The organism is Spirulina sp. CCNP1310, assembly GCF_034932185.1.
Taxonomy (GTDB): domain Bacteria; phylum Cyanobacteriota; class Cyanobacteriia; order Cyanobacteriales; family Spirulinaceae; genus Spirulina.
In genome coordinates this window covers 1-26738 of record NZ_JAYGHW010000090.1, presented here as the reverse complement: position 1 = coordinate 26738, position 26738 = coordinate 1, and the positions used below count along the sequence as shown (strand labels likewise).

26 protein-coding genes and 1 CRISPR repeat array are annotated in these 26738 nt (G+C 50.9%); of the genes, 20 read left to right on the top strand and 6 right to left on the bottom strand.

The features are described 5' to 3' along the window. The first annotated feature begins 402 nt into the window (after positions 1-402). From VB712_RS15000 to VB712_RS14970, 7 genes are all read left to right on the top strand, one after another. Positions 403-726: a hypothetical protein gene (locus tag VB712_RS15000; RefSeq protein WP_323256118.1), complete on the top strand. Its 324-nt coding sequence runs from the start codon at positions 403-405 to the stop codon at positions 724-726. A 38-nt stretch (positions 727-764) separates the two neighbouring features. After that, a complete protein-coding gene (locus VB712_RS14995; RefSeq protein ID WP_323256116.1) occupies positions 765-902 on the top strand; it encodes a hypothetical protein in 138 nt (45 codons plus the stop codon). A 268-nt stretch (positions 903-1170) separates the two neighbouring features. Then, positions 1171-1602 carry a GNAT family N-acetyltransferase gene (locus VB712_RS14990; RefSeq protein ID WP_323256114.1) on the top strand — a complete coding sequence of 144 codons (432 nt, stop codon included), beginning with the start codon at positions 1171-1173 and terminating at the stop codon, positions 1600-1602. Between the two features lie 252 nt (positions 1603-1854). Further along, a CRISPR array of direct repeats spans positions 1855-3443; the repeat unit is 36 nt; unit sequence GTTTCCAATCAATTAGGGTCTCCAGCGAGTGGAGAC. A gap of 225 nt (positions 3444-3668) precedes the next feature. Further along, positions 3669-3863: a hypothetical protein gene (locus VB712_RS14985; RefSeq protein ID WP_323256112.1), complete on the top strand. Its 195-nt coding sequence runs from the start codon at positions 3669-3671 to the stop codon at positions 3861-3863. A gap of 320 nt (positions 3864-4183) precedes the next feature. After that, complete coding sequence (locus tag VB712_RS14980; protein WP_323256110.1) at positions 4184-4663, top strand: hypothetical protein; 480 nt, start codon at positions 4184-4186, stop codon at positions 4661-4663. A gap of 386 nt (positions 4664-5049) precedes the next feature. Further along, on the top strand, positions 5050-5610 hold the full coding sequence (locus VB712_RS14975; protein ID WP_323256109.1) for a DUF488 domain-containing protein: 561 nt from the start codon (positions 5050-5052) through the stop codon (positions 5608-5610). A 38-nt stretch (positions 5611-5648) separates the two neighbouring features. Beyond that, positions 5649-6134, top strand: a complete 486-nt coding sequence (locus tag VB712_RS14970; RefSeq protein WP_323256107.1) for a thioesterase family protein — start codon at positions 5649-5651, stop codon at positions 6132-6134. Between the two features lie 165 nt (positions 6135-6299). Here the strand turns inward: VB712_RS14970 and lysS are convergent, their stop codons facing one another. Next, on the bottom strand, positions 6300-8009 hold the full coding sequence (gene lysS / locus VB712_RS14965; protein WP_323256105.1) for a lysine--tRNA ligase: 1710 nt from the start codon (positions 8007-8009) through the stop codon (positions 6300-6302). Positions 8010-8314: 305 nt separating this feature from the next. On the opposite strand from lysS, the gene VB712_RS14960 reads away from it, so the two are divergent. After that, complete coding sequence (locus tag VB712_RS14960; protein WP_323256103.1) at positions 8315-9160, top strand: tetratricopeptide repeat protein; 846 nt, start codon at positions 8315-8317, stop codon at positions 9158-9160. 3 nt (positions 9161-9163) lie between these two features. Next, complete coding sequence (gene menD, locus VB712_RS14955) at positions 9164-10963, top strand: 2-succinyl-5-enolpyruvyl-6-hydroxy-3-cyclohexene-1-carboxylic-acid synthase (protein WP_323256101.1); 1800 nt, start codon at positions 9164-9166, stop codon at positions 10961-10963. Here the strand turns inward: menD and VB712_RS14950 are convergent. Beyond that, positions 10896-11366: a M67 family metallopeptidase gene (locus tag VB712_RS14950; RefSeq protein ID WP_323256099.1), complete on the bottom strand. Its 471-nt coding sequence runs from the start codon at positions 11364-11366 to the stop codon at positions 10896-10898. The two genes, menD and VB712_RS14950, sit on opposite strands and share 68 nt — an antisense overlap. An 11-nt stretch (positions 11367-11377) precedes the next feature. Beyond that, positions 11378-11941, bottom strand: coding sequence for a PPC domain-containing protein (locus tag VB712_RS14945; RefSeq protein WP_323256097.1), 564 nt, complete (start codon positions 11939-11941; stop codon positions 11378-11380). 121 nt (positions 11942-12062) lie between these two features. On the opposite strand from VB712_RS14945, the gene VB712_RS14940 reads away from it, so the two are divergent. The 10 genes from VB712_RS14940 to VB712_RS14895 all read left to right on the top strand — a co-directional run bounded on the left by VB712_RS14940 (position 12063) and on the right by VB712_RS14895 (position 23686). Beyond that, positions 12063-12851 carry a hypothetical protein gene (locus VB712_RS14940; RefSeq protein WP_323256095.1) on the top strand — a complete coding sequence of 263 codons (789 nt, stop codon included), beginning with the start codon at positions 12063-12065 and terminating at the stop codon, positions 12849-12851. Positions 12852-12972: 121 nt separating this feature from the next. After that, on the top strand, positions 12973-13908 hold the full coding sequence (locus VB712_RS14935) for an NAD(+) kinase (protein ID WP_323256093.1): 936 nt from the start codon (positions 12973-12975) through the stop codon (positions 13906-13908). Between the two features lie 109 nt (positions 13909-14017). Next, positions 14018-14329: a helix-turn-helix domain-containing protein gene (locus VB712_RS14930; RefSeq protein ID WP_323256090.1), complete on the top strand. Its 312-nt coding sequence runs from the start codon at positions 14018-14020 to the stop codon at positions 14327-14329. Between the two features lie 6 nt (positions 14330-14335). Next, positions 14336-15148, top strand: a complete 813-nt coding sequence (locus VB712_RS14925; protein ID WP_323256088.1) for a HEAT repeat domain-containing protein — start codon at positions 14336-14338, stop codon at positions 15146-15148. A 41-nt stretch (positions 15149-15189) separates the two neighbouring features. After that, positions 15190-15630 carry a SufE family protein gene (locus VB712_RS14920; RefSeq protein WP_323256086.1) on the top strand — a complete coding sequence of 147 codons (441 nt, stop codon included), beginning with the start codon at positions 15190-15192 and terminating at the stop codon, positions 15628-15630. A gap of 77 nt (positions 15631-15707) precedes the next feature. Beyond that, entirely contained in the window at positions 15708-16160 is a 453-nt protein-coding gene (locus VB712_RS14915) for a hypothetical protein (protein ID WP_323256084.1), read from the top strand. Between the two features lie 56 nt (positions 16161-16216). Then, the gene (locus VB712_RS14910) at positions 16217-16717 is read left to right on the top strand and encodes a tetratricopeptide repeat protein (RefSeq protein WP_323256082.1); all 501 of its coding nucleotides are present in this window, start codon (positions 16217-16219) and stop codon (positions 16715-16717) included. Continuing rightward, complete coding sequence (locus VB712_RS14905) at positions 16710-17435, top strand: glycosyltransferase (protein WP_323256081.1); 726 nt, start codon at positions 16710-16712, stop codon at positions 17433-17435. Before VB712_RS14910 ends, VB712_RS14905 begins: the two co-directional genes overlap by 8 nt. Positions 17436-17474: 39 nt before the next feature. Continuing rightward, positions 17475-21164, top strand: coding sequence for a CmcI family methyltransferase (locus VB712_RS14900; protein WP_323256079.1), 3690 nt, complete (start codon positions 17475-17477; stop codon positions 21162-21164). 41 nt (positions 21165-21205) lie between these two features. Continuing rightward, the gene (locus VB712_RS14895; protein WP_323256077.1) at positions 21206-23686 is read left to right on the top strand and encodes a glycosyl transferase family 1; all 2481 of its coding nucleotides are present in this window, start codon (positions 21206-21208) and stop codon (positions 23684-23686) included. Positions 23687-23754: 68 nt separating this feature from the next. On the opposite strand, the gene rdgB is transcribed toward VB712_RS14895, so the two are convergent. Together rdgB and VB712_RS14885 are read right to left on the bottom strand one after the other, a co-directional pair. Continuing rightward, a complete protein-coding gene (gene rdgB / locus VB712_RS14890; RefSeq protein WP_323256075.1) occupies positions 23755-24324 on the bottom strand; it encodes an RdgB/HAM1 family non-canonical purine NTP pyrophosphatase in 570 nt (189 codons plus the stop codon). Positions 24325-24326: 2 nt separating this feature from the next. Next, positions 24327-24830, bottom strand: coding sequence for a phycobiliprotein lyase (locus VB712_RS14885; protein WP_323256073.1), 504 nt, complete (start codon positions 24828-24830; stop codon positions 24327-24329). Between the two features lie 129 nt (positions 24831-24959). Here VB712_RS14885 and rnc point away from each other — a divergent pair, with 129 nt between their 5' ends. After that, on the top strand, positions 24960-25709 hold the full coding sequence (rnc, locus tag VB712_RS14880) for a ribonuclease III (RefSeq protein ID WP_416236364.1): 750 nt from the start codon (positions 24960-24962) through the stop codon (positions 25707-25709). A gap of 51 nt (positions 25710-25760) precedes the next feature. On the opposite strand, the gene VB712_RS14875 is transcribed toward rnc, so the two are convergent. Further along, positions 25761-26738 (bottom strand): CapA family protein (locus VB712_RS14875; RefSeq protein WP_323256069.1); only part of this gene is annotated, 978 nt, incomplete at its 5' end.

Below are 26738 nucleotides of genomic sequence, written 5' to 3'. Positions count from 1 at the left end.
TGAAGGCGCTGGAGCAGTTGGCGAAAGACCAGGGCATTATGTTGTAAGAAAAAATTCCACGGGACTGTATGCCAAAACCATCCAACAAGAAGCCCAAGTCAGCCCAGAACTATAACCACAGCGAGGAACACCCCCAACGCCCCGACATTGGCACAGAGAAGCATTTCAAGAAGCGCAAACCCCCACGACCTAGTCAATCAAGCGTTCTTCCCCCGCACCAATGCCTGGGATAGCATCAGAAAATCCCTCAAAGGCACTTACAACGATGAGGTGTGGGAGCACCTAGCCGGGACAACCAGCGCCCCGTTTGAGCCGGGAGGGTATCACGAGATTGCGGTGAAAGTCATTGATGATCGCGGCAATGAGTTGTTGGTAACTAAAAGTTTGTAGTGGTGAAAACATATGAATGAAGAAACGAAAGATGCCATTTTAAATAAAATTAGGGAAAAATTTCTAGATCAGCAATCTTACTATCTAGAAGTTCACTTAAATTATAGATCAGAGACAGAAGAAGGATGGTTCAGTGAATTTGTAAATGAAGAAAACTCTCTCACCATACGTTCACGCAGCGGTACTGTTGAATTTTCTAATCCGTCTCAAGAAATGCTTTCCATAGTATTAGATTACTTAATTCAGGATGGATTGACGATTTTCCATTTTCAGGAAGATCACAAAAACGAATCAAATAGTCACTATGAATACTTTCTTCAAAGAAGAATTCGTTAAAGAAGAATTTTTCCTTTTGATCCTAGTCGCAAGCCACAATGACCTACGAAGTCAACAAACCCATTCTCAACAACCCCTTTGATGAACCCCAGCACTACTGGTTTATCCAAGATGGGTATGAGCCGGAATTACGATCAGGCCGCCGCCCTGCGAGGGCAAGACGGAATGGGACTTAGGCACAGTGATCAAGCCTGCTGGATCACCCCGCCCCCCACCACCCCCAATATTTTTTTCTTACGAAACCATACCCAGTTCCAACGAGAGCGATCGCACCCCCACCATTTTTTTCTTACGACAACCACCGGAGAATTCAACAATGACCCAACTGATCTACGCACTCACCTTCTCTTTGCGGTTGTGATGGCCATTTTTGCACCCGTGTATCCACGATGAAGAACTGGTTATCAACTATAATGTTAAATATCGCATGGGTTTAAGAAATAAGTGCAAATAGTAAAATACAAAAATAAGTACTGGCAGGAAGTGATCAAAATTCTTCAAGAGAATATTCTTCCTGAAGATTTTGACAGAGAAGTTGCAGGAATAGCAGATTCTGTCAAAAAAAATAGAGCATGGATCGGACTAAATTTCGATGGAAAAGTCATTGGTTTTATTGTTGTACAAGAATTTGATGATAAAACAAAAATTGATAGATTAGATGTTAGGCAAGATGAACACAGAAAAGGGCGTGGATCAAAATTAATTAACCATATCAAGAGAATTTGTATATCTCCTATTTACTTAGTTACCGCTATTCATAATGAACAAACACAGAGCTTTTATCAGAAAAATGGTTTTATAGAAATTGAACCTTATATTGCTCCAGAAAACTCAAAAACATATAGACAAATGGTGTGGAACAATCCCAAAAAATAAACAATAGCTTACTGCACCATTTTCAGTAGATCGCGATCGCACCCCCACCGCCCCACCACCACATTTTTTTCTTACGAAACCACCAGGCTCAATCACGCTTTTCCCGTTGCTGAACACACTTGGGTTTCCAGCGGGGGAGATTTAAAGGCAGAAGGCAGAAATCAGAAGGCAGAAAGGGGAGGTTAATTTCCCAATTCATCCTGCTACGCACGGGCAAAGCCCTACATCCTTCTGCCTTCATCCTTTAGAAGTGTTTCCAATCAATTAGGGTCTCCAGCGAGTGGAGACAAGCGCATACGTTAGAACTGAAAGAGCCTTCAGAACTTAAGTTTCCAATCAATTAGGGTCTCCAGCGAGTGGAGACTGAATGGGGATCAAATCGTTCACGCTTGGGCGTGTACGTTTCCAATCAATTAGGGTCTCCAGCGAGTGGAGACCTTAAATCCCTACTACGTCGCTCCCAAATTCGTGGGGTTTCCAATCAATTAGGGTCTCCAGCGAGTGGAGACAGGTAGTACGAGCTTACGGTCAAATAGATCGTTACTTTGCTTAGGTTTCCAATCAATTAGGGTCTCCAGCGAGTGGAGACATATGCTCAAGAAACCACTTGCACGTTATCAAAAAGCAATTGAGTTTCCAATCAATTAGGGTCTCCAGCGAGTGGAGACTAGGGATTAATGCTTCCGAATATTATGGTAATAGGGTGTTTCCAATCAATTAGGGTCTCCAGCGAGTGGAGACAGCGTCTGGGGATTCCCCCAAACCATACCCAGCCGTGTTTCCAATCAATTAGGGTCTCCAGCGAGTGGAGACCAGCCCCAAGGCATCGTAAGCCCCAATGGTGGCGTTAAGTTTCCAATCAATTAGGGTCTCCAGCGAGTGGAGACAAATGGTTGCATCAGATGTGGGTGACTACATCTTGGGTTTCCAATCAATTAGGGTCTCCAGCGAGTGGAGACTTTGGTGATAAATTGACCTTTACCGGCTCCACTTGTTACTCGAGTTTCCAATCAATTAGGGTCTCCAGCGAGTGGAGACATCCCTTCCTATGGGGGTTCATCTTAACAAATCAAAAGTTTCCAATCAATTAGGGTCTCCAGCGAGTGGAGACCTTGAAGCGTACAATGTCCCAAAAAAGGAACTAACGTTTCCAATCAATTAGGGTCTCCAGCGAGTGGAGACATCTCCCGATTTAGATTGGGGAATTAAGCTGCATGTTTCCAATCAATTAGGGTCTCCAGCGAGTGGAGACGGGTGACGGATCTCAATCCAATACCGTCAAGTGTGAGTGTTTCCAATCAATTAGGGTCTCCAGCGAGTGGAGACGTGAAATGTGGATACTGTGGTGTTGAGTACCCTCACGTTTCCAATCAATTAGGGTCTCCAGCGAGTGGAGACGGGGATACTCACGCTGATCCTAACCTGGTTTACTTGGCTGGTTTCCAATCAATTAGGGTCTCCAGCGAGTGGAGACACTATATACCCGACCTTTATAAGTAAAAGAACCGACAGGGTTTCCAATCAATTAGGGTCTCCAGCGAGTGGAGACTTACATCTATTACGATAACAGTGATCTTGACTATAGTTTCCAATCAATTAGGGTCTCCAGCGAGTGGAGACTTGGATGCCGCCGCACCGCCTGGCCCTGGCTTGGATGTTGGTTTCCAATCAATTAGGGTCTCCAGCGAGTGGAGACGGAAATTCACACCTTGGAAATAAGGCTTAAAACGCGTTTCCAATCAATTAGGGTCTCCAGCGAGTGGAGACACCCAAGGGACTATTCCTCGTTGGCGTACCCGGAACTGGTTTCCAATCAATTAGGGTCTCCAGCGAGTGGAGACCCCTCCATTTTAAGCCCAAGCGGGGCAAGGGTTGCAAGGGGGAAGATCGACGGACAACAAAAATTGACCCGATCCCAGCCCTAACAGCACCCTTGAACAGGGTTGAAACCCTTGCCCCGTCAGGCATCGAACCATTTAACGAAATAATCACCATTTCAGCCATTTCGGTTCTCCGTCGCGAAAAGGGTCAGTTCACAATCTTTCCCATCCCCCAGTTCTTCCCCCTTGCCCCGACCCTTACCCCAGCCAGAGCTACGACCGGCTGAGTTTTTGGTGAATGACCAACGCTTAAACCTGCAATTGGTAGCGGCAGAGTTGGCCATGGCGAATGTTGGGGATTCTGAGTTTTGCAGTCAGGACTACGTTGAGGCGCAGAAGGTGGCCTATGAGCAGCGGTTGGGGATTTGGGGGCGAGAGTAGAGGAGGGGAGGGGGCGAGATCGCCCCCCACCCCCACATGGGGGCGTTGGCACAGCCTCTCCATTGGAGAATCGCCCCCTAGCCCTGCTCGTTTGGGGCTGAATCTTAAAGTTTTGTGAGGGAATCTCTGTATTTTTACGAAGGCCACCCCGCCCCTTCAAATCAAGACGTTACAGTAGAAGTAGGCCAATACAACGGTGTTATCCGAAACCCGTCGTCTTGCCCTTGAGGGTAAGAAAAGGGAACTGGGAAAAACCTGAGGGTTTTCTCGGTAGATCGTGGTGGTTGCTGGTTGGATTTAATCAGAGGAGTGCAGAGAATATGTTAGGTTTTACCGCAAAACAAACAAAATGGCAAGCTTTTTTTGCAGTGGCGATCGCCCTTTTGGGGAATATCGCCCTGGCAACGGCGGCCCAGAGTCAACCCCAGCAATTGCAGGAATTACAGGAGGCGATCGCCCTCCCCAATGGCACCTATTTGTACGGCGAAGCCCCCCAGCGGGATCAATTCAATCAGGAATATTTAGTCTTCACCGTTGATCAAGGCCGAGTCCAGGGCGCATCCTATTACATTCAATCGGAATATGCTTGCTTTACCGGCACAGTCGCCCCCGATGCCCTGCAACTGGCGATTACCGACCCCTACACCGAGGAAGTCAGTGATTATGCGATCGCCCTCCAAGGGGAAACGGTGATCGTGGCCGGCGAAGCCCAACGGCAAACCAGCCTCAAGGGCTACCATGCCCTCGGTGAACTGGGGGAACTGGAGCAAACCCTCCTCACCGCCTGCACTAGGCAATAAGATCGACCCTCCTCCCAACCCAAAACCTCCCCATCTGGGGAGGTTTTGCCATCGGTTCCCACAAAAATTAATGATAATTTAATGGGTAAACTCTATTGATGAATGGTAAAACAGAGACTTAAGTACTACGAGAGCAAACCCTGACTGGGAAATTTCTGAACTGTATCGCAAGTGTAGAGATAGTTCTAATGGTAAAACCTTAGCAGAGAAAGAAAAGGATGCGACTAGCAAGGTTAAACAAAAGCTAGAGCAGTTGGCCAAAACCGATCTATATTTTATTGTGGGTAATCTTCAAGCTCGTCCCCAAACATTTATGACGATTGGACTTTTTTATCCACCCCTACAAACCGCAAATCAACTAAATTTATTTTAAGGATTTTAAAATTATGGCAGTCATTGAAAAAGAATTTACTCATTCACAACAGAAAATCTTTTTGCAGTATCTTTTGGTTAAACTTGAAATTCAGTTGAAATTTTTGGCAATTCAAAAAAAACTGAATAATTGTGTTAATGGGAATAATGACGGCCCTGTAATACAATCTCAATCCGTTGGCACAATTGTCACCTTTGGGTATGGCAATCGCAAAGACTATGATTCTTTTTTACATTATCTACAGCTTTTTGAAGTAAAATCGGTGGTGGATGTACGATTGAATCCCCGTGCTTGGTCGCGAAAATGGTATGGAGATTCTATTGCAAAATTTTGTGAACTACATAATATTGAATATTCATCACAATTAGCTCTTGGTAATACATCAGGATCTAAACATTGGATTCCTCCAGAAGATCAAGATGTTAAAAATAGTTTATTAGATGTGGCAGAAATGCTTAAAAAAGGTAGTGTTTTATTGTTATGTGCTGAAATGGATTCAGAACGATGTCATCGTACAGAAGTTGCTGAAAAACTGCAAAGTTTAACCCAATCTCCCATTGAACATCTTAGATAAGTCTTTTTTGATTGCGAACATTCATTTTTAATCTAGTTATGACGGAATCCCAAGCCCAACTTCCTCCTACTACTGCCCTCGTTGAAGACCAAGCCCTCCATGCCACGACAGATAAATGGTTTGAATATGTGGTGAAAGCCCATCCCCACCATACGGATTATGGGGGTATTGTTTGGCATGGGGCCTATGTGACTTGGATGGAGGAGGCGCGGGTGGAATGTTTACAATCCATTGGCATTAATTTTACGGAGTTGGTGCGGTTGGGTTGCGATTTGCCGGTGGTGGAATTGTCGCTGCGTTACCATCGTTCCCTCAAAATGGGTGAGGGGGCGGTGGTGAAAACGCGGATGATGGAAATGAAGGGGGTGCGCATTGATTGGGCCTATCAAATTCAAAATTTGGAAACTCAAGAATTGTGTGTTTCTGCCCTGGTTACGTTGGTGGCTATTGACCGCGATAATGGCAAAATTATGCGCCGTTTGCCTCCCGCAGTACAGGAGGCTTTGGTGAAATTATCTCGTTAGGGGAGCAAGGGAGGGGCGAAAAATTTTTAATTTTTGTGCCTCCGGCAGGCTTACGCCAACGCCCCTACACAAAACAATGCTTCTCTTTTCTTGAAAGTCCCTCTCCCCTTGTGGAAGAGGGATTGGGGGTGAGGGGGCAAAATTGCCTAAACGATGCGATCCGCACTAGCGTACCTTATCGCACCCGTATTGTTCCCGGATTTCTTGATTAAAGAATTGCCCCACAGAAACGCTTTTTCTTAAATCTTCGTAAATTTGGGGGGGGACATCATGGTAATCGTAAATATTGCCATTTTGGAACGTGATCCGTAAAACTTGGGTGGCGGGATCATAATCATGGGCTTGAATCGCTGTGCTGTGATCCTTGAGTAACGGAAAAGCAATCACATCGCGAATACTGGCGGCATCGGTTAACACCATCACGAGGCGATCGATGCCAATCCCTAAACCTCCTGTGGGGGGCATTCCGTATTCTAAAGCGGTGATAAAATCCTCATCCACATCCTGGGCTTCCACATCCCCCGCTGCCTTTTTCGCCGCCTGCAATTCCAACCGTTGCCGCTGATCAATGGGGTCGGTGAGTTCTGAGAAACTGTTAGCGGTTTCCCGCCCGACAATAAATAATTCAAACCGCTCCACTAACCCCGGTTTGCTGCGGTGGGGTTTGGTGAGGGGGGAAATTTCAATGGGGTAATCGAGGATAAATGTGGGTTGAATCAGCGTGGTTTCTACCCGCTGCTCAAAGGCTTCATTGAGTAATTCCCCAATAGAACCACAGCCCTCAGGAACAGTGATGCCCACGGATTGAGCGGCGGCAATGGCTGCCTCTAAATCCCCAAACCGGGCAAAATCTAAACTCGTTGCCGCCTGCACTGCCTCATGCATTGTCACCCTGCGCCAAGGGGGTGTAAGATCGATTTCTTCCCCTTGATAATTGAGTTTTGATGTGCCTAATACGGCTTGGGCAGCGGTGACAATTAACTGCTCTGTTAACGCCATCATGTCGTGATAATCGGCATAGGCTTGATAAATTTCAATGGAAGTAAATTCAGGGTTATGGCGGGTGGAAACGCCTTCATTGCGGAAAATGCGCCCCAACTCAAAAACTTTCTCAAATCCTCCCACAATTAACCGCTTTAAATGTAATTCTGTGGCAATGCGCAGATAAAGATCCATCTGCAATGTATTGTGATAGGTGATAAAGGGGCGAGCTTCTGCGCCCCCGGCTTCACTTTGCAAGACGGGGGTTTCAATTTCAATAAAGCCCTGCTCATCTAAATAGCGCCGAATGGCTGCCGTAATTTGCGCCCGTCGTCGGAACGTTTCCCGCACTGAGGGATTCACAATTAAATCCACATAACGTTGCCGATAGCGCTTTTCGGTATCGGTTAAACCGTGCCATTTATCCGGCAAGGGTAAGAGGGATTTCGTCAGCATTTCGTAATGGTGAACATTAACGGAAAGTTCCCCCTTTTGGGTGCGGCGAATTGTACCCCGTACCCCCAAAATATCCCCAACATCGGTTAATTTTTTCAGCAAATTAAACGCCCCCGGCAGATCTGCCATCCCAGCATCCACCTGCTTTTTATCGAAATAAAGCTGAATCGTGCCGCTGTCATCCTGAAGGCTAAAAAATGCCAATTTGCCAAACACGCGCCGCGCCATAATCCGACCGGCGATCGCCACTTCATCCTCCACCTCCGCCTCCGGAGCTAGATCTACATATTTAGCCTGAAGTTCGGCGGCATGGTGGGTGGAAGTCCAGGTGTAGGCGTAGGGGTTGAGGCCGGCGGCTTGGAGTTCTTCGACCTTTTCGAGGCGAGTGGCCCGAATTTCGTTGAGGGTAGATTTCGGTTGTTGGGGTGCGTCGGCCATGGTAAGGGGGAAAGCATTGCATTCCTTACGATAGCAAGGGATGGCTTTTCGGGGGAGATGGGGAATGGGGGAACGGGGGATGGGGGTTCTGAATCTGGAGGGGCGAAAAATTTTTGTGCCTCCGGCAGGCTTACGCCAACGCCCCTACGCCTTTTGGCTCCTACGTCCATCAATTTCGGGCCCAGGCGTTTCGGGCGCAAGCGTTGCGCCCCTACTCCGCACCCACTTCCCACTTCCTACTTCCTACTTCCCACTCCCCAATTGCGCTACCCTAGTTGATTAAAGTGTTGCCAAGGGAAAAAGTTGTGAAAAAAGAGGCAAACTCGCGCCGTCTTTGGATCTCGGTCGTTCTTGTTGCTGTGGTGATTCTCTTTGTGGGGGCTTCGGTGTTTCCCCTGGTGGGGGCGGCCCTGCGCAATGGCCAAGGATTGAATCGGCCGACGGTGGCGACTCCATCCCCCACTGCTGTGCCGGTGGTGGATAGTGATTTGGTGGCTCAGGCGCGGGGGTATGAGTTGGTGCTGGAGCGGGAACCGGATAACCTGACGGCGTTGCGGGGTTTGGTGGAGGTGCGGATTGAGCAGGGGGATTTGCAAGGGGCGATCGCCCCCCTTGAACGCCTTGCCCTCCTCGCTCCGGAACAGCCGGACTATCTCCTGCTTTTGGGGCAAACCCATCAATATTTTGGGGATTTAGATGCGGCCTTTGAGGCCTATGATCAGGCCCTGAAGGATCATCCCGGTTATATTAAAGCCTTGCAAAGTATGGTGGCGCTCCAACTTCAGCGCGATCGCCCGGAATGGGCGATTGGCCTGCTCCAAACCACGCTCCAAACCGCAGCCCAAGCCAATGCCGCTCAACCCAATAGCATTGATGTGGCTTCGGTGCAGATGCTCCTAGGGCGGGTCTATGAGCAGCAAAAACGGCTGACGGAAGCAATGGCAGTCTATGACCAGATGATCGCTAACAATGCCCAGGATTTTCGCCCGATTTGGGCAAAGGCGGATATTTTCCAAGAGCAGGGGCGAAAAATTGATGCTCGTACCCTCTACGATCTCGCCCTTTCCCTGGCTCCCCCCCAATACCGCGATCAAATCAAACAAAGTGCGGCGGCGCTGGCCAATGCTGAAGATGAGCCAACGGCTGATTAGGCCATGGCGGATTCTCTCCATTCCTCGACGTTTCCCCTGGATCATCGCAACATTAACCTACTCTGTGCTTCGCTGTTGATTCAGACTTGGGTACAGTTGGGGTTACGGGAGGCGGTGATTTGTCCCGGATCACGGTCTGGGCCGTTGGCGATCGCCGCTGCTGCCCACCCAGATTTATTGGCGATTCCCTGCCTGGATGAGCGATCGGCGGCGTTTTTTGCCCTGGGGATGGCGATGCGCTCCGCGATCGCACACTCATCGCACCGTCCCGTGATCTTAATTTGCACCTCCGGCACAGCGGGGGCGAATTTTTACCCCGCCGTGATCGAAGCCACAGCGCGGGGCATTCCCCTCTTGATCCTCACTGCCGATCGCCCCCCAGAATTACGCCATTGCCACGCCGGCCAAGCCATTGATCAACTCAAACTCTTTGGCACTTATCCCCGTTGGCAAACAGAATTGCCCATTCCCGAACCCGATCCGGGGGTGGTGCGCTATTGGCGACAGATGGCCCTCCATGGATGGGAGCGATCGCAATTTCCCGATCCCGGTGTGGTGCATTTTAATATTCCATTACGGGAACCCCTGGCCCCCTTACTACAGCCGGATTTGGCCCATCAGGCCCCCCATTGGCATCTCGATTTTTCCCTCACCGCCTACCGCCCACCACCAGCCCCCACCCTTACCTTGCCCGCCGATCTCCCCTCCCAAGGGGTGATCATTGCTGGCCTTGCCCAACCCGCCGATCCGGTGGCCTATAGTCGGGCCGTAGCGCGTTTAGCTCAAACCCTCGGCTATCCCATCCTGGCCGATGGCCTTTCCCCGTTGCGCCATCATCAGGACATCACCGGGCCGGTGATTAGCACCTATGATCTAATCCTGCGCGATCGCCCAACCGCCCGCCGCCTCACCCCCCAAGCTGTGATTCAATTGGGGCCATTACCGACGAGTAAAATCCTGCGCCAATGGTTGGATCAGACCCAACCCCACCGCTGGATTATCGATCCCCGCCCGGATAATTTCGACCCGATCCAAGGCCGCACGCTCCATTTGCGCACCACAGTGGAGGCGATCACGTTACCGGCTCAGTTTGCGGGGGATCTTGAATATGCTCAAACTTGGCATAACCTCGCCATTGCAGCCCAACGCCATTTAGATCAACACATTGCCCAAACTACACCATTAATCGCCGCCAAAGTCCCTTGGCTCCTCGCTCAATATCTCCCCCCCGAAACCCCAGTCGTGATTGCCAATAGTATGGCGGTGCGGGATGTGGAGGCCTTTTGGCCAGGGAGCGATCGCCGCTTCATTCCCTACTGCAATCGGGGGGCTAACGGCATTGACGGCACGGTCTCCACGGCTTTAGGCATTGCCCATCACCATCGCCCCACGGTGTTACTCACGGGGGATCTGGCCCTGCTCCATGATATTAACGGCCTCCTCCTCGCGCCCCAATTCCGGGGGCATTTAACGATTATTGTGATCAATAATCAGGGGGGCGGTATTTTTGAGCATTTGCCTATCGCTCAATTTGATCCCCCCTATACGGACTTTTTCGCCACACCCCAAGGGGTAGATTTAGGGCGACTTTGTGCAGCCTATGGCGTGGATTATCAACGCATTGAAGATTGGCCAATGCTGATCACCGCCATTGCACCCTTGCCGACTACGGGAATTCGCCTCTTAGAAATCCCCACCCACCGTCAACGGGATGCCCTGGAGCGCGATCGCTGGTTTAAGGATTGGCCAGATGGAGGGGGATCTGTTGAAATTCCCCCTGATCATCCAGTTGCCAATTTTTGAGCGTCACCCTTTCCCCTTGCTCAATGGCCAGGATCAAGTAATGGTATTCTGGCCAGGCGATCACCCGGTCAAATTCCGAAGGAACCGCCGGATGATCGGGGTGAGAGTGGTAGATGCCGATGATCTGCTGATGGCGATCGCGGGCAGTGCGTTGCATTGCTAAAAAAGCCTGGGGATCGAGGGCAAAATTACGGCGGCGATCTGTCCCATCGCGATCCTCAATCTTCGCCAAATCCCCCACATCTCCCCGACCCCAAACATTTTCCATCGCCACCACCTCCACCACAATCCCATCCCCCCCGATCCACTGCCCCAACAAAACCCCGCAGCACTCCTCCGGGTAGGTTTGCTGGCTATGGGTGCAAAGGGCTTGGGCCTGGGCTGAGGTTAAGCAGAGCGCCATGATTCAAGAAGCTAATTGGGCAAACTGGCCGGGGCAGGCATGGGACGATTGGGGGGGGCAGACATCGGGCGACTGGCAGGATTAGCGCCGGAAGCCTCCACTAACCGCGATACTCTGAGCGTAAACTCTCCCCCGCCGGTTTCCCCAAAGGCCCGTACCCGAATAATGTATGTGCCGGTTTCTTCAATGGGCATAAACAGGAGTGAATCAGTTCCCCCCGTGGGGCGATCGTCATTTTCCCCCATCAGCGTTCCATCGGGACGCAACAACGAAACAACAGTATCAAACTCGTTGGATTTCAAATCAATCAGCAGGTTATCCCCCCCTTGAGCCGCAATTTCATAGTCCCGAAAAAAGCCCCCATCCCCGCTGGGAATATCGCGGTCAGTGAGGACATCTGTGCGGTTTTGACCAGTGGTGAGGGTGGGCCGTGAGCATTGTTGCTTTTGGGTTTCCGTGGCAGCGGTCTCCGCTCCACAGCGGGGGGCTGCGGTGGCGGTCAATGTGCTGAACCCGACCAAGGCAAAACCCATCAAGCAAGCAGTGGGCCAATAACGAGTCAAGACAAATTTCATAGCGTAATTTGAAAGCCTGAACCCCTCGATTATCTCTCACTTATCACCCAGTCGCGCAGAATTGGACGGGCAGGGGATAATTGTCGCTAGAATCACAAAAAACCGTAGGTTAAGGAAAGTTATGGTGTTATTCCGTTGGCAGGGCCTTGTGATGGGGATGCTCCTGCTCGTTATGGTTGGTTGTAGCCCAGAGTCAGCGTCGGAAGAGACGGAAACTGAGGCGACGGCAACCGAGCAAGCGGTGGTGTTACCCGATGGGGATCAACCGATTTTGAGCGATCGCCCCTCCTCTCGCCCTACCCCCCTACCCCCTTTCCCCCTAACCGATGCCACCCCAGCCAGCGAGGGAACTGAACCCGCAGCATCAGCATCCTTGCCTGATCCTGAATGGATCACCATCCAGGGGAATGGCGTGGGCCTTTCCCTGCCGCCAGACTATACCGGCGGCAATCCGGGGACAGAATTTGCCCAACTGAAGGCCAAGCTCAATCAGATCAGCCCCAGTTATGCCCAACGATTTGCAGCTATTGAAGAGAATCCAGAGGCGATCGCCCTCCTCGCCTTCGATGGCAAAAATACTGCCGCCGGTTTTCTCACCAACGTCACTATTGCCGCCGAGCGCGTACTGGAGCCAGTTGTCCTTGAAGACTATGTACGGGCGGCCAGCAGCCATTTAAGCCAAGCCTACGAGATTGAAAGTCAAGGACTGCTACAAGTCGGCGCGTATCCAGCAGGACAAATTATCGGCGTAATTACCGCTGATAATGACGTGAAGGTTAAACAATTGTTTTATCTCATTCAAGCAGCAGATACCTTTTGGATCGTCACCTACGCTACCCCAGTCAGTGAATTTGAGCAACGGTTGCCGCAGTTTCAGCAAAGTATTCAAACGTTGAAGCTTTCTTTTTAAGTAGGAAGTGGGAAGTAGAGAGTGAGGAGTGAGGATCATTTCCCTACTCTCCCTCATTGCTCTTTCCTCTTTCCTCATTGCTCTTTTCTTCCTACTGCCTACTCCCTACTCCCCATTCCCTATGCAATTAAAACAAGTCATCATCATTTATAAAGCGGGCCATGCCTTGAGTAAAGAATGGGCAGAGATCTGTGCTCGGCAATTGGAACAGTTGGGCTGTTATGTGTTGGTTGGCCCTAGTGGGCCGAAGGATAATCCTTATCCGGTGTTTTTGGCTTCGATTAATGGGGGGATTGATCTGGGGATTGTGTTGGGGGGGGATGGGACGACGTTGGCGGCGGCTCGTCATTTGGCTCCGGTGGGTACGCCGATTTTAGCGGTGAATGTGGGGGGGCATTTGGGGTTTTTAACGGAGCCGTTTGAGATTTTTCAGGATTCGGAAGTGGTGTGGAAGCGGTTGCTCAATGATCGCTATGCAGTACAGCGGCGGATGATGTTACAGGCTTATTTGGTGGAGGGCGATCGCCTTAATCCTCAACGGGCTAGTGAGCATTTTCTCGCCCTTAATGAAATTTGTATTAAGCCCGCCAGTATTGATCGAATGCCCACGTCCATTTTAGAAATGGAAATTGATAGTGAGGTGGTGGATCAGTACCATGGGGATGGGTTGATTATTGCGACACCAACGGGATCAACTTGTTACAATGCTTCGGCTAATGGGCCAATTTTGCATTCGGGGATGGATGCGATCGCCATTACTCCTATTTGTCCCCTCAGTTTGTCCACGCGGCCCATTGTGGTTCCTCCCGGCTCAGTGATTAATGTCTGGCCCTTGGGGGATGTGGAGTTATACACAAAATTATGGAGTGATGGGGTGCTGGCCTCACAATTGTGGCCGGGGCAACGGATCAGTATCCGCATGGCGGAATGTCAAGCGAAGTTTATCATCCTCCGACCGAACCATTCCTTTTATAAAACGCTCCGGGAAAAACTCCATTGGGGCGGCATCCGCATCACGTCGGAAAATGGCAAACTCAACCGCATTCACCAAAACTAATGGGTCTGAGAGCTACGCCCCTTCGGCAGGCTCAGGGCAAGCCTTCTAGGGCGGCTTTTTTGCTGGAGTCTATCGCTCCAATCCTCTCTATCTTTGGTATCCTAGCACCATGAAAAGTCGATATCAGTACAGAATCTATCTCACCCTAGGTCAGCAAACCGAGTTAGCCAAGCTGTTCAAATGTTGTCCTGTGGTGTGGAACGATGCCCTGGCTCTGCTGAAAGCGATGTGTGAAGCCAAGGCAAACCTGATCCAAGACCGAGAGGTGAGGGTGATCAGCCAATGGGAACCCACCTCTCAGATCTGCTCCTGCTGTGGTTATCAGTGGGGCAAGTATGATAAAAGCTTGAAGATCTTGGTGAGGAGCGGGTTAAATTTTGAAGGTTTTCGCTTAGGATGTAGGGTGATCTTGCCCGGTTAAGTTGCTATGGAATTTATTGGTGGTTTAGTGTTTGGTGTTGCGGCGACAGCGGTTGTTTATACATGGCGGAATCGGACGGGGTTAGAGCGGCTAGAAAACCTCCATCGCCAGGAACTGAACAGCCTCCGGCAAACCATGGCCCAGGATTATGAATTGCAAATCAAAACCGCTGTGGAATCGGTGAAGGCGGGCCAGCAATCCCATCTTGCCAGTGAGTTAAACGCATTAAGCCAAGAACATCAAGGGGCGATCGCCCAACTCCAACGGGAACATCAAACCGCCTTAGCCGCCCTCGAAAGTCGCCACCAGAAGGCCCTCGACGCTTTTCAACCCGTGATCACTGCCCCCATTGATCAACAACCCACGCCCATGGCATCCCTCCCGGTGGAGGCGATCGCTCTGGCCTCTCCCCCCATTCAACCCACCCCCCTGCCCATCCAAACCCCATCCCCTGCGCCAGCAACCTTTGCCCCTGGGGATCTCAACGCTGCCCTCGCCCAACCGGATCCCCAAGAGCGGATCGCCGTCGCCACCTATTTAGGGGAACTAGCCGCCGCTGCTCCCCACCGGGCTGGCTCAGAACCTTGGCTCAATCACCTCGGTTGCCTGAGTCAAGATCCAGATTCCCAGGTGCGGCAAACGGCATTATTGGGCTTAAGCCAGGTGAAGAGCGATCGCGTCATTCCTTGGTTAACCCAAAGCCTCAAGGATCAAGATCCCGCCGTCGTCCAAACCGCCGCCGCCGCCCTCAATCAGTTCAAATTCTACACCCCGGTTAAAAACCGCCCCCTCCCGAAAAATGCCGCGCCCCAAGACTAGGGATTGCTAGAATCAGAACCGTTGACTCTCTTTGGTTGCCCATGGCTGCTTCCCTCCCCCCCGCTTTAGAAAAAATTGTCCAACGGTTCCAACGTCGCCCTGACCCGAAACAACGCTATCAACAGTTGCTTTGGTATGCCAATAAACTGGATGCCATGGATGAGGCTGCTAAAACCCCAGAAAACCGCGTCCATGGCTGTGTTTCCCAGGTCTATATCACCGCTGATTTTGATGGCGAAAAAGTCACCTATCAGGGTGATTCCGATGCCCAACTGGTGAAGGGGTTGGTGGCATTGCTCATTGAGGGGCTGAACGAACTCACCCCAGCGGAAATTCTCGCCGTTGAGCCAGATTTTATTGAAACCATGGGGTTGAATGTCAGCCTCACCCCTTCCCGGGCTAATGGTTTTTACAATATCTTCCAAACCATGAAAAAGAAAGCCATGGGGTTCCAACTGGCTGCCACAACTTCTGAAGGCTAAACTCCTGAGTGGGCATTGCCTACCCTCCTCAAAAATCCAGTTATTCCCTAGGGTGGGCATCGCCCACCTCATCAACAATGCGCCTGCCGATCCTTTCCCTGATTCTCCTGTGGTTGATCTACGCGGTGTTTGGCTGGAATTTTGCCAGCACCACATCGCGGTTGTTGTTTTGGGCTTTGGCGGCCTGCTGCATTATCTTGGTGGCCTTGGTGTTTACGGCTCCCAGTAGTATGGTGCGCCGGGTGATGGTGGGGGTGCTCCGTTCCGATTCGCGGGCATTTATCTCGGTGATTATCTTGGCCTTTGCAGTGGTGGTGGCGGGGACTTGGTTTGCTTACTTTACGCGGGTGTTGGTGCTGCTGGCGGCGGGGGCGTTAACGCGCATTGAGTTGCAGCGGTTGGATTATGGGGAATGGCCGGCTTTTGCGGTGATTGGGGTGGTGAGCCTCTGGGGTTTTGCCATGGGGTTGGGGTTGCATCACTATTTTATGGTGGTAGGCTCATCGACCGGGGTTGGGGCGATCGCTTAAGATAAAAACTGGGGTAACCTAACCCTAGGGTTGCCCGGTGTTTTTTCCCCAAACCTATGAGTCAAGATCGCAGCATTGTGCAACGAGTGTTAATTATCCTCTCTGGGGTGGCTTTCCTGGGGGGGACAGTGGTGATGGGTATTTCGGTGATGACCAGTCTCCCCTCGTCCTCTTCGGCTCCGGCGGAGGAAGCAGCCCCAGCGGAAGATGCCGAAAAGACTTATCTAGAGTCCCAAGAGGCGGGCTATGCGGCGGTGCTGGAGCGGGAGCCGGAAAATCCTGTTGCTTTGGAGGGGTTGGTGCAGACCCGGATCGAATTGGGCAAACTTAAGGAGGCCCTTGGGCCTCTGGAACAGTTGAGCGCTATGCAACCAGACAATCAGGAATATCTCAAAGGGATCGCCGCTATCTATATTCAAACGGAAGACTATGCAGGGGCGATCGCTCCCTTTGAACAGTTGATCGAACTCAACCCCAATGATCAGGAGTTAAAGGATCAACTCAATACCCTGAGGGCGGCTTTAGAAAACGGTACAGTGGAAACCCCTGATGAGTAGTGTCTCGCCGCGAATTCTCCTTGCCAGCCCTGACCCCGGTGTGGGGGGGGTGGCGCAATATAATCATGCGATTTTGGGGGGATTGCTCCAAGCCGGATTTTATGTCACCTATGGCCAGTATGGGGAGCCGTTGGATGGGGATTTGATCGGCGATCGCTATCCTGAAGTGGAAAGGGCGCTGCTCAATGATCAAGATGTGGAGGGGTTGCGGCAATGGTTAAGGATCAACAAACCCGATTTAATTCTCTGTAGCAATACCAACCCCTTTGCCAACTTCACATTGAAGGCGATCGCCCTTGAGCAAAACATTCCCTACCTAATCATTGAGGGGTTAGTAGAACCCCATTTGGCCGCCGCCAACGCCGCCTATCTCGATGCATTGGGCTACCACTACACCCACGCCCAAGGGGTGATCGCTGTTTCTCAGGATAATTTGCAACTATTGCGGCAATATTTTCGCCTTGCCCCTGGTCGCGGCCAGGTGATCCACTATGGCAGGCCGCCGCAATATTTTACGCCCATCAATACAGAGATGCGCCGTCATCTCCGGGCCGAGCAAAATATTCCTGAAAATGCCGTAGTTTGCTTCACCGCCGCCCGCATTGAAACCCGCAAAGGTTATCAATTCCAACTCGAAGCGATCCGTCAACTCTGTACCCATCCCCTTTGGGAAAACCTCTATTTTGTCTGGGCTGGGGGGAGCTTTTTTGAACCCTAATTAGAGCTAGATTTAAAAGCAGCTTTAGCAAAATTAGGGGTGAGCAATCGGGTTAAGTTTTTAGGGCAAATCCCGGCGGTAGAGAGAAATGAGGCAAGAGGAGCGAGAAAAGCGTTATCTCACTCCTCACTCCTCACTCCTCACTCCTCCTCAAGCGTGGCGGATTGGCTCAATGCCGCTGATATTTTTGTCTTTCCCTCGCAATTGGAAGGAATGCCCATTGGGGTGATGGAAGCGATGGCTAAGGGGTTGCCGGTGGTGGCAACGGCGGTGAGTGGTATTCCTGAACAATTGGGAGATACGGGAAAACTATTAGCCGATCCTAAACAAAATCCCGCCCAAACTGTTACCGATTTGGTGCAAACCTTAATCGCTTGGGCGGAAAACCTCACGCTTCGGGCTGAAATTGGCCAAGCCTGTCAAGCCCGTGCCGCCGCCCATTTCACCGAAGCCCGAATGTTACAGGAGACTCTCGCCGTGATTCACCAAACCCTCAAAACCCCCCACGATTACGTTTCACCAGGTTTAAACCCCGTCCATCCCGATGCCGCTTTTCCGAATATGATCATCGGTGATTCAAAAACCTGTAATTGGCCCTATTTACGGCGGGAAATTCCCCATCATTGGTATGTGGATGGCCGTCAGCCAACCATTGGTTTTTTGAGCCGGGATGAAGCCCATATTCTTTACAATTTAGCACTGCAATTTGCTGGGAAACGGGCCTTAGAAATTGGCTGTTGGATGGGGTGGTCGGCCTGTCATTTGGCCCTGGCGGGGGTGGAGTTGGATGTGATTGATCCGATTTTGGCCGAACCCGCTGGCATGGGTTCGGTGTCCCAATCCTTAGCGGCGGCAGGGGTTTTAGATCGGGTGAATTTAATCCCTGGTTTTAGCCCCCAAGCGGTGGAGGAACTGGCCCAACGGGAACAACGCCGTTGGTCGTTACTCTTCATCGATGGGGATCATGAAGCACCGGGGCCGCGCAAGGATGCGATCGCCTGTGAACCCTTTGCTGAACCCGATGCGCTGGTTGTCTTCCATGATCTCGCCTCCCCAGCGGTGGCAGAGGGGTTACATTATTTGCGCAATCGCGGTTGGCAAACGCTGATTTATCAAACCATGCAAATCATGGGCATTGCCTGGCGGGGCAATGTCCAACCCATAGAACATCAACCCGATCCCGCCATTGATTGGCTCCTGCCTGAACACCTCCAAGGCTACCGCGTCAGTGGGCAAACCAACCCCAAAATTGCCCCCACTACGGGAGCGATCTCAACGCAATTGAGCCAGATTATGGATCAGATTCGGGGCATCATGGCCACCCCCTCCCAAGATCTCACAGAGCAAAACAGCGTTGGCCAGGTGTTAGAGATGTTCCAACAGCTTGACGCTTGGGATGCCCAAGGCGTGAACCTGCCGGGGCTACACCTCTCCCGATCTGTCTGTCTCTGCCTCCTCGCCCGCCACCGGGAAGCCCTAGCCGCAGCACAAATCGAATTAGAACGTTACCCCCAAAGCACCGAGGCCCAACTTCAAGTGGCTAATTTACAGGGAATGCTGGGGGAAATGTTAGAATTTCGCCCCCTGCCAACGCGGCAACGGCCTTGGTATACCGCTCTCCCTTCCACGATCCTTCACTCCATTCAAACCGCCTCTCACAACTATGCCTATCGGGACATCCCGATGATCAAAAATCCCTTTGATTTTGCCCTTTATCCCCGTTTACTTTGGCAGATCAAACCACGCACAATCATTGAAATTGGCTCTAAGGATGGGGGGAGTGCAGTATGGTTTGGGGATTTGTTGGATAACTTTGGCATTGATGGGCATATCTATTCGGTGGATATCGTTAAGGTTACTCAATATCAGCACCCCAGAGTTACTTTTTTAGAAGGGAACGGCCGACAATTGGCAGCATCTTTTTCTCCTGAATTTTTTGCCAATTTACCCCGGCCACTTTTAGTGATTGAGGATGCAGATCATGTCTATGAAACCAGTTATGCGGTTTTGAATTTCTTTGATCAATACCTCGAACCAGAGGAATATATTGTCATTGAAGATGGGATTATTTCCGACCTCGTTGCCGATCCTAGCTACAACAGTGGCCCCCATCGTGCTTTGAAACAGTTTCTAAAAGAAAATGATCACTATGAAATTGATCACCATTTTTGTGATTTCTTTGGCTATAACCTAACCTGGTGCAGTAATGGCTTTTTAAAGAAAGTTGCCCCCTCCCCTCGCCAAACTGTTCCGCCCGTAGACTTTCAAGATCCTATTGTTGAACCGGAAGCTCCGTTTTTAGTGATAGATGGTATCTTTTTTCAATATTATCAGACGGGGATTGCGCGGGTGTGGCGATCGCTCCTCACTGCTTGGGTGAAAAGTGGCTTTGCTCAGTCGATTTTACTGTTAGATCGAGGGGGAACTGCTCCCCAAATAAGCGGCATTCAATCCCAACTAATCCCCCTCCATGATTATCAAAATTGGGAGCAAGACCGGGCCATGTTGCAGGAGATTTGCGATCAAGTCGGTGCATCTTTATTCATCTCCACTTACTACACCACCCCGATGCATACGCCTTCGGTGTTCATGGCCTATGACATGATCCCAGAAATGTTAGGGGCAGATTTTAATGAACCGATGTGGCAGGATAAACACCACGGCATTGCCCAAGCTCAGGCCTTTATCGGCATTTCTGAAAATACCTTAAATGATTTGGTGCAATGTTTCCCCGATACAGCCACAAAACCCCGGACTGTAGCCCATTGTGGCGTTGACCCGATTTTCTCCCCCGCTACGGCTCCGGAATTAGAGCAGTTTCGTCAAAAATACGGCATTCATCGCCCCTATTTCCTCCTCTGTGGGCCAGGGACGGGATATAAAAATGCCCAGTTATTTTTCCGGGCTTTTAGCCAATTACCCAGCCGGTTGGGGTTTGATTTAATTTGCACCGGGAATCAAGGGTTTTTAGAAGCGGGTTTAAGGTCGCTCGTTCCCGGCACAACAATCCACACCTTACAATTAAGTGATGAGGATTTACGCCTCGCCATGGGGGGGGCGATCGCCCTCGTTTATCCCTCCCGTTATGAAGGGTTTGGCCTGCCGGTTTTAGAAGCCCTAGCCTGTGGTTGTCCCGTAATTACCACCCCCAACGCATCGATTCCCGAAGTAGCAGGGGAAGCCGCTATTTATGTTCATCCTGATGATGAAGCGGCGATGGTTGCCGCGCTTTGTGAGGTGCAAAATCCGCGCTTGCGTCAATCCCTGCGCTTAATGGGACTCCAACAGGCTCAGAACTTTTCCTGGGAAAAAATGGCGGCAACGGTGCAAAAAGCATTAATCACTGCCAGCTTACCCGTAGGAGATTTGCAACCCATCACCTATATTTTAGTTCCAGATTGGGAGCAGGATGAGGCGGTTTTGAGTGAACGTTTAAGTGCAGTGCTGAGTGAGTTAGCCAGTCAAAATCAGCCGATGACATTACTATTTTATAGTGCGACTTTGAGCGCTGAAGATATTACGGCATTTTTGGCAGGAATTGCCCTTAATTTAATGATGGAAGGGGTGGATTTAGAGGAAAAAATTAATGTGGCGGTGATTCCGCCTTTACATCCCTTACAATGGCAAGTTTTGTTACCCCAAATGACTGGGCGGATTCTGTTAGCGGTGGAGGATGGAGAGGCGATCGCCGCTACCCCATTGCAGAGCTTAAAGGGGGTTGAATTATGAGGCCGCAGCGGATTTTTTGGTGGGCATCCTCCCTAACCCCGTTGGCAAAGGGAAACTTTGGATGGGAGTTGGTGGAGGGATTGCGGGATTTAGGGGTGGATTGTTATGGGATCGCGGCGGATGGTTGCGAATTACCGCCCGTGACGGCGGATGATTGCGATGGCGTGATTTGGCTGGGGGATAGTTTGGAGCCACGGCCAGCCCATTTGTTTTTTAGCGATCGCCCCTACCTCACCGTTTATCTCGGAACCAGTACAGCCCCATGGACAAGCCAGTTTGATCTAGTTTGGCGAGAGCCGGAGAATGCGGCGGGTTTAATCGCCGCCATGACCCAATTTCGAGAAAACCTCCCCCCCCTCACCCTGCCCCATGCCCCGCCGCCCTTTCTGCCTCTCCCTGCCGCGATTAACCTCCTCCTGGTTCCCGATTGGCAGGGCGATCCCGAAACCCTAGCAGCAGATCTGGCGGCGATTTGCCTGACCTTAGCCAGGGATCCCAAACGGGATCATGTGCATCTGTGGATTTTCACCCCCGATGCATGGATGCAAATCGCCATGATGTTACTCTCGACGGTTGTTGTCAATCTTGCCTTAGAGCAGGATGTGACGATTACCGATATCATTACCATTGAATTGGTGGATCAATTAACCGATAATCAATGGCAACAGATCCATGCATTGCTAGATTTTCCCCACACTGCCCCCTTCACGCCCCCTATCCCCTTAGCCCCCCTGACGATTGAGCAATTTGCGCCCTTAACCCCAGTCATGATCTGGCAAATTTTGGGCAATAAACATCACCAATTGGGAAATACCGTGGCGATGATTCAGCAATATCAATGGGTGATTGATCAAGAAATACCAGAAGTGGAAATTTATCAGCGCATGGTGCAGGGCTATTTCCAGTTAGGGCGGCCCCATTCCCGACGGTATTACTTGCAATTAGCAGTACAAGCTTATCCAGAAGACCCCCGATTTTGGTTTGATTTAGTCTTTGATGCTCTCCATGATCATCGATTTACTGAAGCTAAAAATTGGGCAGAGCAAGCGGCTCAAGTTTTGCCCCATGATTACACGTTTCGCATACTGAAACATCTCCTTGTTCCAATGCTTTATGACAATGAGGAAGAAATTACTCACCATCATCAACGGTATCAACAGGGTTTAAAACAACTGATTGCTGAGACGGTTTTAGCAACGGCGGAACAATGCCAAGAAGCGCTAGGGGGAATGAGTCGGGTCACGCCTTTTTATCTGGCCTATCAAGGGATAAATGGGCGAGAGCTTCAGACCCAATATGGAGATTTAGTGCATAGCATTGTGGCGGCCAATTTTCCTCAATGGGTGCAACCGTTGTATTCTCATGGGAGTACATCTCGGATCAAGGTTGGCTATGTTTCCGCCTATTTCTATGCCTACAGCGGCACACTCTGGCTTAAGGGTTGGCTTCAGCAACAGGATCATCGTCAGTTTGAAATTTATGGTTATGATCTAGGTCATGGTGAGGATGACATGGCGAAAACTTGCCAAGCTTGTTGTGATCATTGGCATATTTTTAACGGCAATTGGATCGATGCAGCAGCGCAAATTTATGCTGATCAATTAGATATTTTAGTTTTTCCAGAAATTGGCATGGATGGCCCCACATTGGTTTTAGGGGCGATGCGTTTAGCTCCGGTGCAAGCTGTGGCTTGGGGGCATCCAGTAACGACGGGTTTACCCACCATTGATTATTTTTTATCCAGTATATTGATGGAGGGGGAAAATGCTCAAGATCACTATCGGGAGCAGTTAATTCAGTTACCCAATATTGGCGTGGCTTATCCACGGCCGGTCATTCCAGATTTAGACCCTCACCCCCCAGCCCCCTCTCCCAGAAGGGGAGAGGGGGAGGAAGATCAAAGTCCCTCTCCCTCCTTGGGAGAGGGATTTAGGGTGAGGGTTATCCAATCAATGCCTTCTAATACCGTTTTATACCTCTGTGGCCAGGCTCCGTTTAAATATTTGCCCCAATATGATTGGATATTTCCCGCCATCGCCCGCGCTGTTCCCCAAGCCCAGTTTTTATTCTTGCGGGGGGAATTAATTCGGCAACGATTGATTAGGGCTTTTGCGCGGGAAGGTTTAGAAATTAGGCAATTTTGTCAGTTTCTGCGGGTGGGCGATCGCCTCGATTATTTAGCCCTTCATCAAGGTTGTGATGTTTATTTAGATACCTTTGATTGGTCGGGGGGCAATACGGGGTTAGAGGCGATCGCCTGTGGGATTCCCATCGTCACCTGTCCAGGGGAATTTATGCGCGGTCGTCACACCGATAGTTTTTTAAAAATGATTGATATGACCGCAACCATTGCCGCCAATCCTCAAGAATATGTGGACATTGCGATTCGTTTGGGCCATGATTCCCAATGGCGGCAGGCAATAAAGCAAGAGTTAAAGGCAAAACGTGGGAGCTTATATGATGATCCCGATTGTGTACGGGGGTTGGAGGTGTTTTATCGGGGTGTGGCGCGTGGGGAGTAGGGAGTAGGAGGAAATGCCTGTAGGGGCGTTGGCGTAAGCCTGCCGGAGGCACAAAAATTTTTCGCCCTCTATGTCGGTGGCCAATCTGTTAATAATTGGGCAAAGGCGCGGCCCCGATGGCTGATGGCATCTTTTTGGGCTGGGGCCATTTCGGCAAAGGTTAGCCCGATTTCCGGGACATAGAAAATGGGGTCATAGCCAAAACCTCCGGTTCCTTGGGGAGCCGTGAGGATTTCCCCCGGACAGTAACCTTCTGCGGTGCGGGCAATGGAGCCGTCGGGACGGGCGACCGCTAAGGCACAGATAAACGCTGCCTCCCGGTGGGGATTTTCTCCCAATTCCTGCAATAGGCGGGCGATGCGATCGCCATCATTGGCCCCATAGCGGGCGGAATAAATCCCCGGTGCGCCCCCCAAGGCTGCCACCGTTAACCCAGAATCATCAGCAATGGCCCAATCCTTGAGGGCGATCGCCACCTGGGCCGCCTTCAGTTCAGCATTTTCGAGAAATGTTGTGCCGGTTTCCTCAATCTCCAACTCCGGCGGCTTCAAAGCTAACTCAAGGGCCATCCCCTCGAAATACACCGCCATTTCGGGAATTTTCCCCGGATTCCCCGTTGCTACGACTAATCGCTCCATCGTTAATCTTGCATCCGTCGAATTTCAGAATAAAACGCCGTCTGGGCTACGGTTTCCCCTTGGGCCACGGTCAACGTCCGAAACCGTAGATTTTCACTGGCAAACCAAATCCGTTCCTCATAGGTAGTGTCCCCCTGGGTTACAGTAAGCACCAAAGACTCATCCGCTGCTAGGGTATAGGTTCCCACCCCTAAACCGGCTCGCAATAATTGACCTTGGGGCGCGTGGGGCGTTGGGGCGGCTAAGGCCAGCACCGTGCCGCCTTTTTGGGGTGTTTGTCCCCAATCCACATGATTATCCCAATGAATCGCCAAGCCGCCCCAAACCTGATCCGGAGCAATGTTCCCCTCCGCGCAAAGGGTTAGCACCGGAGCGGCATCGGGAGCCAACCCTTCAATTATCAATTCTGATTTATTACTTTCCGATTGATTGGCAATCAATTGATAGGTGGTGCGTTGGGCAAACCACTGACCTGCACATTGCGTTAAAAAGGTTTGAATATCCATGCCGGGGCGGAAAATGAGGAAGGAATGACAGCTTTCTCATCTTAAAGGGAAACGGGATTTCCATCTACCAATCCTGAAAAAGTTTGGTAGGATAGAGGATCAGCCTTCTTCCCCACTCTCCCTATGCCGATGCTGATCGACCCCCGCCGCGAAAAACAACTCCGCACACTGATGGAACGCTTTGGGCTAGCGGCGAATGCTCCGGTGGACTTGCAATTACTTAACCTCGCTCTGACTCATCCCAGCATTGACCGTCATGCCAACTATGAACAGTTGGAGTTTGTGGGCGATGCAGTAGTCCGTTTGATTGCATCAGATGTTTTGTTGGAAACTTACCCCGATGCGCCAGTAGGGGAGTTTGCGGCGGTGCGATCGGTGTTGGTGAGCGATCGCGTTTTAGCAGAATTAGGGGCAGAATACGGCCTTGAGCGCTACCTCCTCACCAGTAGTAACCGTTTCGCCTCCGGGCGCGGGGGGCAACAGATCCGCCTTGCGGATGTGTTTGAGGCCGTCCTCGGGGCATTTTACCGCAGCACAATGGATATGAGCCTGATTCGCTTTTGGTTTGACCCCATTTTACGGGAGCGATCGGTGGATGTTCGCGCTGATCCCGCCTTTTACAACTATAAAGATGCGCTCCAAGAATGGACTCAAGGAAAATACAAAAAACTGCCTCAATATCGTGTAGAGGAAACCCCCGCCCCGGCTCCTCGCCAAGAGCGATTTTATGCCGAAGTGTGGCTCAACGAAGATCGCTTAGGCGCAGGCAAGGGGCCTTCTAAAAAAGCAGCAGAGCAAGCCGCCGCCAAAGAAGCATTTTTTGCCGTCAGCGGCCATAACCAAGGGCAAGAGCAAGCTGTTGGTCTAGAGGTGGGTTAAAGCGGGAAGTGGGGGAATTATTTCTTCCTACTCCCTACTCTCTCTTCTCTCCTATTGCGGCCTTTGCAACCGGCCATCAAGCGTAATCACCAACGGCGTTTGGGGAAAATCGCTGGCGGTTAAACGGCGGATCAGGGCAATACTTTCACTGCGGGTAGAGCGTTGGGGAATGCCGCCCCGCGCAATCAAGACGGGGTAAATTTGGCCCCGCTGGAAATTACCCTGATCATCCAATTCTGCCTCTAATACCAGGGAATAGGCTAACGCGCCTTGGGTGGAAAGGGTACGATAGCCGACAAAGTTCCCTAAAGAATAGGCAATTAATCGGCCTTGATAGAGTTCCATGGCGCGGGGAATATGGGGGCCATGGCCCAGAACTAAATCCGCCCCCGCCGCTACCATTTGTCGGGAAAAGGCGACGAGATTACCTCGGTTTTCCCCAAAGAAATATTCGGTTTGGTTGCGGGTGTGGGCGGCTCCGGTTCCTTCTGCGCCACCGTGGAAGGAGACAACGACAATATCTGCATTGGCTTCCGCTTGCCGCACTAAAGAGGCCGCACTGCCGAGGGCAAGGATCGAGTTTTGGTTAGGGCTGGTGCTAAAGCCGATCCAACCAATGCGAACCCCTTTCACTTCTGTATAGGCTACCTTGTCTTTCACCCCCACTGCGGTCATTCCCGCTGCTTCAATATTGGCAACGGTATCGATAAAGCCTTGCTGACCAAAATCATAGGCGTGGTTATTAGCCACACTCAAAACATCAAACCCCATTTGGGCCAACAGTGGGGCATATTCGGGGGGATTCCGGAAGGCGAAAACATTGGGGCGACGAACATCTTTGGCAGCGGCATTACTGCGCGTCATGGTGCTTTCAAAGTTGCCAAATAAGATGTCTCCCCCTTCTAAAAAGGGTTGGACGGCGGCAAAAAGTTCTCTGGGGTTGGGGTGGAGGTGGTTGTTGGGGTAGTTGGTGCCGGGGACAATATCGCCCACGGCACGGATCCGGATCGTGACGGGTTCGGGGGCTGT